This is a genomic window from Bacteroides sp. 1001302B_160321_D4, from assembly GCF_015667765.1.
Classification (GTDB): domain Bacteria; phylum Bacteroidota; class Bacteroidia; order Bacteroidales; family Bacteroidaceae; genus Bacteroides; species Bacteroides xylanisolvens.
Map to the genome: position 1 here is coordinate 59,100 of NZ_JADPLO010000034.1, position 5,907 is coordinate 65,006.

Sequence of the window (5,907 nt, forward strand, 5' to 3'; positions counted from 1 at the left end):
TTTAAAAAGAAAAAATGAATGAGAATTTGATATTATTTTTGAAAATACATGCTATGTATTAAAATATATTATATATTTGTGCCGTTAATTCTAATTTTATAAACCATCCTAGTTCTGAAAGAACTTATTTTTTCATCATTGATTACTGAACCCTAAAAGTGTCCTCCAATTGTAAGAGAGCTGTTTATTTGTGAGTTAGCTATTATCATTAATATGATTCCCGTACAGACTTATATACATAACTAGAATTTGGTAGATACCAATATCTGTATAAACAGTTGGGGCAGGTGTTTTTTTATTAGATTTACTTAGACAAATATGTGTTGGCTATGGAGTATCTATCATTACATCCGGCAATAAATAGCAGATGGCAACAGACGAAACAGGATAGTTACATATCTCCATCTTTTGGAAATGAAAGCTACTTTTTTCTTTTTAGAAATAGCCTTTTTAATTTGTTTCACAGCTTTATCAACGGGAGTAACCCAAAACAATCCTTCTCCTTTTGCCATAGCGGTGTCTACAAATCCGGGACGAATATCGGTAGTGTAAATAGAATAAGGAGATTTAGTTGCTTTTTGTCGTAATCCTTCCATATAGTTGATTTGATAGGCTTTCGACGCATTGTAGGCGGGAGCGATGCCACTGCCGCGCGTACCTCCAACAGAGGAAATAGTAACCAGATGCCCGCTTTTTTGCTGTTCGAAATATCGGAAACCCCAGTCTGCGATGTTGGTGAATCCTATCACGTTCGTTAGTAAGGTAGGTTCTTCCAATTGGTAGGAGAGTTCGGGGTTTAGTTCTCCGGTCCCGGCACAGATAATCAATATATCCATTCCACCCATTTTTCGAGTGAGAGTTTCGAGGGATGAAATGGTAGCTTGTGTATCGGTGATGTCGCACACTTGATAGAATAGTTTGTCTTTGTCCCGGGCGCATACCTCTTCTAATAGATTTTCTCTGCGACCGGTAATGCCGATAAGATAATCTTCTTGAGAATAGACTTCTGCCAATCCGCGACCGATGCCGGAAGTTGCACCTATAATTATAATTTTTTTCATGAAATACAATATACTTTGTTTGCCCGCAAAAGTAAGGGTAGGGAATAAATAAACTCTTGATTGAAATCAAGAATTTATTTTTGTACGACTTTTCTTCGGATACGACTTAATGTTTCGGGACGAATCAGAAGATAGGAAGCCAGTTCTTTTAAAGTTATCAGTTTCAGTAAGTCGGGACAACGGTTGATAATTTCAAGATAGCGTTCTTCCGGTGTCAGGCTGTACATTGAAATCATCCGGTCGTAGACTTCCCACAATAACGTTTCTGCGATGCGGCGTCCTAACTTTTGGTGAGCGTCGTTGGTATCGTAGAAGTCTGCCATTTGCTGATAATTGATTACGTATACCGAGCAGTCACACAAGGCTTGTATATCTACATTTGATTTGTCCTGTAACTGAAAAGCCGGATAGTTGCCAACAAAAGAATGATCGAAAGTATAGCCTACAATGCTGTTTTCGCCTACACTGTTGGTGCAACAGTACCGGAAAGAACCGGAACTGACGAACCCCATTGTTTTGCATACTTCTCCCTGGCGGGAAAAGTAGTCTCCTTTCTTATAATAGGTCTGCTTCCCCTGTTGTAATACAAAATCTACAATAGGGGAGTAGTTGATGTGGGAAGTATATTTGTTGAAATCTTCCACAGCGTATGAAAATTAGCCTTCGTTTATAACCTGAAATCCGGCCTGTTTCAAATCTTCCCAATATCCGGGATATGATTTGGTAACGACTTGCGGATTGGCAATAAGTAAATTGGGATGGCGGATAATTGCCGGTGCAAATGCCATTGCCATCCGATGGTCTTCGTAGGTTTCAATCACCGGAGTTTCTTCCGGTTCACATCGTTCGCCATTCCACATTAATATACTGTCATTTTCTTCCTTGATCATATATCCCAGCTTTTTAAGCTCGGTTCGCAGGGCGGCAATACGGTCAGTCTCTTTTATTTTCAGGCTTTGTAATCCGGTGAAACGGAAAGGGATATTCAGCAAGGCACAGGTAACAACGAATGTCTGTGCCAAATCCGGAATGTCGACAAAGTCTTCTTCCAGTCTTTCCGGCGCTTTGCCTGTTTTTTTCAGTTTCACACCTTGCGATGTAAATTCGGTAGTTATACCTAAGCGTGAGAAAACTTCTGCTCCCCGGCTATCTCCCTGATAACTGTTAGGAAACAACCCCAATAATTCAATTTCTGCTTTGGGAGATAAGGCAGCAATCTGATACCAATAGGAAGCTGCGCTCCAGTCACTTTCCACTTTGAAAGGAATGCTCTGATAGAGTTGTGGAGCAACGGAAATGCTACTGGGAGAAGTCCATGCGGCTTTGGCTCCAAAGTCCTGCATCAGTTGCAATGTAAGATTGATATAAGGACGGGAAATTATCTCACCGCTTAAATGCAAAGTCAAACCGTCTTTGAGTGCCGGACCTATCATCAATAGAGCAGATATATATTGGGAACTGACATTTCCTTTCAGTGTTATTTCGTTTCCTTTCAATTCTGCACCTTTGATGCGGAGGGGAGGATATCCTTCATTGCGGGTATACTCTATTTCAGCTCCTAACTCACGAAGCGCATTGACTAATATCTGTATCGGGCGTTGCTGCATACGGGCTGTTCCTGTGATTGTCCGTTCCCCCGGGGTCACACTTAAATAGGCGGTAAGGAAACGCATAGCAGTGCCCGCAGCCATGATGTCAATCGTCTCTTTCCCTTCGGTGAGAGCTTTTATCATCACCTGTGTATCGTCACAATCGGACAGGTTTTCAGGAGGATAAATACCTTTGCCCAGCACATTGATGATTAATGCACGATTACTGATACTTTTAGAAGCCGGCAACTGGATGGTTGCTGTTACTACTGAAGGAGGGATGAGTTTATAGAGCATCATTTCTATTTTCTTTGGTTTGAGATGACAAAAATAGACATAAATTGGTATATATGCAGTTATAAAGTCAGAAAAACAATAGAAAATTTGGAATGGGGAAATTGCAATCGTATTTGAAGTAGAGGATAAAATCTCAAGAAATTACAATTGTATTTAAAATAAATGCTATATTTGTGATGTATTGCAATCGTATTTAAAAAGAAGTAGAATGAAAATACCTCGCATAATTAAACAAAGAAACACTTATGTTGACCGCATAAGACCTTTCATGAGGAAAACATTGGTAAAAGTGATGGTTGGTCATCGTCGTGTCGGTAAAAGCTTTATTTTGTATCAACTCATGGAGTTGATACGGAAAGAAGAGAGTGATGCGAACATTATCTATATAAATAAGGAAGATGTCAATTTTATAGATATAAAGACTTATAAAGAACTGAATGATTATATTCTTTCAAAATCGGTAGATGATAGAATGAACTATATTTTTGTCGATGAAATACAGGAAATACAAGATTTCAGGTTGGCTATCCGTTCGTTGGCATTGGATGATAATAATGATATATATGTGACGGGCAGTAATTCAGAGATATTTTCCAGTGATTTAGCGAATGAATTGGGAGGTCGGTATGTTGAATTTGTGGTTTATAGTTTGTCGTATATTGAATTTCTGGATTTCCATGAACTGGAGAATACGGATGCGTCATTGGAGAAATACATTCATTATGGAGGATTGCCTTATCTGATACATTTGCCGATGGAAGAACCTGTTGTTATGGAGTATTTGAGGAGCATTTACTCTACCATTATATTAAAAGATGTGATTCAGAGAAAGAATATAAGGAATACGGTCTTTTTGGAACAACTAGTTTCGTTCTTGGCAGGTAACATTGGCAACTTATTTTCCAGCAAGAGTATCAGTGATTTTCTGAAAAGTCAGAAAGTGGATATTTCTCCTTATGTTGTGAGTGAGTATGCGATGGCATTATCGGATGCTTTTATTGTACACAGGGTAGGAAGGTATGATATTGCCGGAAAGAAATTATTCGAAAGGGGGGAGAAGTATTATTTTGAGAATATGGGGATTCGTAATGTGATTACGGGGTACAAGCCACAGGACAGAGCGATGCGTTTGGAGAACTTGGTTTATAATCATTTGGTATATAGTGGATATGATGTAAAAATCGGGACATTGGGTACGGAAGAAATAGATTTTGTCTGTAAACGGAATGGAGAGATTCTCTATGTGCAAGTCTCTCTTGAACTTTCTAAACAGGAAACTATTGAAAGAGAATTCGGGAATTTATTGAAGATTAAAGATAATTATCCGAAAGTGGTAGTGTCCGGAGAAAAAATGTTTGAAAATACTTATGAAGGGATAGAACATATTTATATTAGAGACTTCTTGTCTTCTGTTTTGTTACATTCCATTACTCGTGTCATTTAATCAAAGAACAACTGTTTTTTCTTTTATAAATAAGTATGATGAAAATACCGAATATACGTTTACTCAACCAACAGTTATTAAGTCCTCTTTTCTTTCAACCCAAGGAACTTGTGTCCTGGATGGGAGCTATGCAGGCACAGAATTATTCCATGGTGAAATGGGCAGTAGGAATGCGTTTGAAGTCAGCAACGATTCAAACTGTGGAAAAAGCGCTCCGTGATGGTGAAATCCTGCGGACTCATGTAATGCGTCCGACATGGCATCTCGTAGCAGCAGAAGATATCCGGTGGATGTTGAAACTTTCCGCCGGGCGTATTATATCTGCTAATGAGTCTTATGCGAAAGGGCATGACTTGGAGATTTCTGAAGAACTCTATACGAAAAGTCATAATCTGTTGGAGAAAATTCTTTGTGGGAAAAAAAGCCTGACGAGGCAGGAGATTGCCGAGCATTTTAACCGTTCGGGGATTGTAGCGGATAATCATCGTATGACCCGCTTTATGGCTCGTGCGGAGCAGGTGGGGATTGTATGTAGTGGGGAAGATAAAGGAAGTAAATGTACGTATGCGCTTTTGGAAGAGCGTGTTCCGCCGGTGCCGGAATTGACCAAAGATGAATCTTTGGCTCGTTTGGCTAGAAGCTATTTTCGTAGTCATGCTCCTGCTGTTTTGCAAGATTTTGTCTGGTGGTCGGGGCTGCCTATTACAGATGCACGTCAAGCTATTTATTTGATTGATTCGGAATTAACGGCAGAAGAATGGAATGGACAGACATGGTATATTCATGAAGATTGCCGGACTCGTGGAAAAGTTACCGGCAGTTTGCATCTTCTTCCTTCTTATGATGAATATTTGCTTGGTTATAAAGACCGGACAGACGTTTTGCCTAAAGAGCATTACTCGAAAGCATTTACCAATAATGGTCTGTTTTATCCGATTGTTCTTCATGAAGGACAAGTGATAGGAAACTGGGATAAGTCTGTTAAAAAGAGAGGCTCATTGATAGAACATTCATGGTTCCGGTTGGATGATTGTGTTGATGAAGGTGCGTTGGATCGTGAGAAAGATAAGTATATACGGTTTTGGCGATAATATATGAAAAAACGTATATTTTATCGTTGTATAATTCCATATATGCAGGATATATTTAGGCATGAGTTGAAAATGAGAAGGATTTGCTGTTTTCGAATTTAGAAAAGAAATAAATCGATTGTGTTTGGGAATAATTTGTTTTAGTCTGTGTCTTTTATAGAATAGATGTATAGAACTTGCCTTTATTTTGTCTCAAATTGATATGTGGAGTGTTGGCTGTTTCAGGTGTAGGTTAGCTCTGGGATAGCACTTAAAATAAAGTTTTATATGCTCCTTTTAAAGGAATAAAGTGTTTCTCACCGATCAATGAATCGTTCCTTTAAAAGGAACTGGTTATTCCTTTTAAAGGTAACCATACTATTTTCCGCCACGCCAATTTTATCGGCTGTCTTTCAGCCGATAAAATAAAAATGCCCGTAAGAAAA

General features: G+C 38.9%; 5 protein-coding genes. 2 read left to right on the plus strand and 3 right to left on the minus strand.

Going from position 1 to position 5,907, the window contains the following annotated elements:
* Positions 1–344: 344 nt before the first annotated feature.
* From KFO40_RS14190 to aroA, 3 genes are all read right to left on the minus strand, one after another.
* Positions 345–1,061 (minus strand): SDR family NAD(P)-dependent oxidoreductase, encoded by a 717-nt coding sequence (locus KFO40_RS14190; RefSeq protein ID WP_118158767.1) that lies wholly within the window; start codon positions 1,059–1,061, stop codon positions 345–347.
* A 74-nt stretch (positions 1,062–1,135) separates the two neighbouring features.
* Positions 1,136–1,705, minus strand: coding sequence for a Crp/Fnr family transcriptional regulator (locus KFO40_RS14195; protein WP_004306591.1), 570 nt, complete (start codon positions 1,703–1,705; stop codon positions 1,136–1,138).
* Between the two features lie 12 nt (positions 1,706–1,717).
* A complete protein-coding gene (gene aroA, locus KFO40_RS14200) occupies positions 1,718–2,947 on the minus strand; it encodes a 3-phosphoshikimate 1-carboxyvinyltransferase (RefSeq protein WP_211146498.1) in 1,230 nt (409 codons plus the stop codon).
* Positions 2,948–3,155: 208 nt separating this feature from the next.
* Here aroA and KFO40_RS14205 point away from each other — a divergent pair, with 208 nt between their 5' ends.
* The gene (locus KFO40_RS14205; protein WP_004299291.1) at positions 3,156–4,391 is read left to right on the plus strand and encodes an ATP-binding protein; all 1,236 of its coding nucleotides are present in this window, start codon (positions 3,156–3,158) and stop codon (positions 4,389–4,391) included.
* Positions 4,392–4,429: 38 nt separating this feature from the next.
* On the plus strand, positions 4,430–5,482 hold the full coding sequence (locus KFO40_RS14210; RefSeq protein ID WP_008640849.1) for a winged helix DNA-binding domain-containing protein: 1,053 nt from the start codon (positions 4,430–4,432) through the stop codon (positions 5,480–5,482).
* Positions 5,483–5,907 lie beyond the last annotated feature (425 nt).

Excerpts from the sequence above, each read along its gene's own strand:
- KFO40_RS14205 (WP_004299291.1), top strand. The coding sequence starts at position 3,156 with ATGAAAATACCTCGCATAATTAAACAAAGAAACACTTATGTTGACCGC.
- KFO40_RS14210 (WP_008640849.1), top strand. The coding sequence starts at position 4,430 with ATGAAAATACCGAATATACGTTTACTCAACCAACAGTTATTAAGTCCT.
- aroA (WP_211146498.1), bottom strand. The coding sequence starts at position 2,947 with ATGCTCTATAAACTCATCCCTCCTTCAGTAGTAACAGCAACCATCCAG.
- KFO40_RS14190 (WP_118158767.1), bottom strand. The coding sequence starts at position 1,061 with ATGAAAAAAATTATAATTATAGGTGCAACTTCCGGCATCGGTCGCGGA.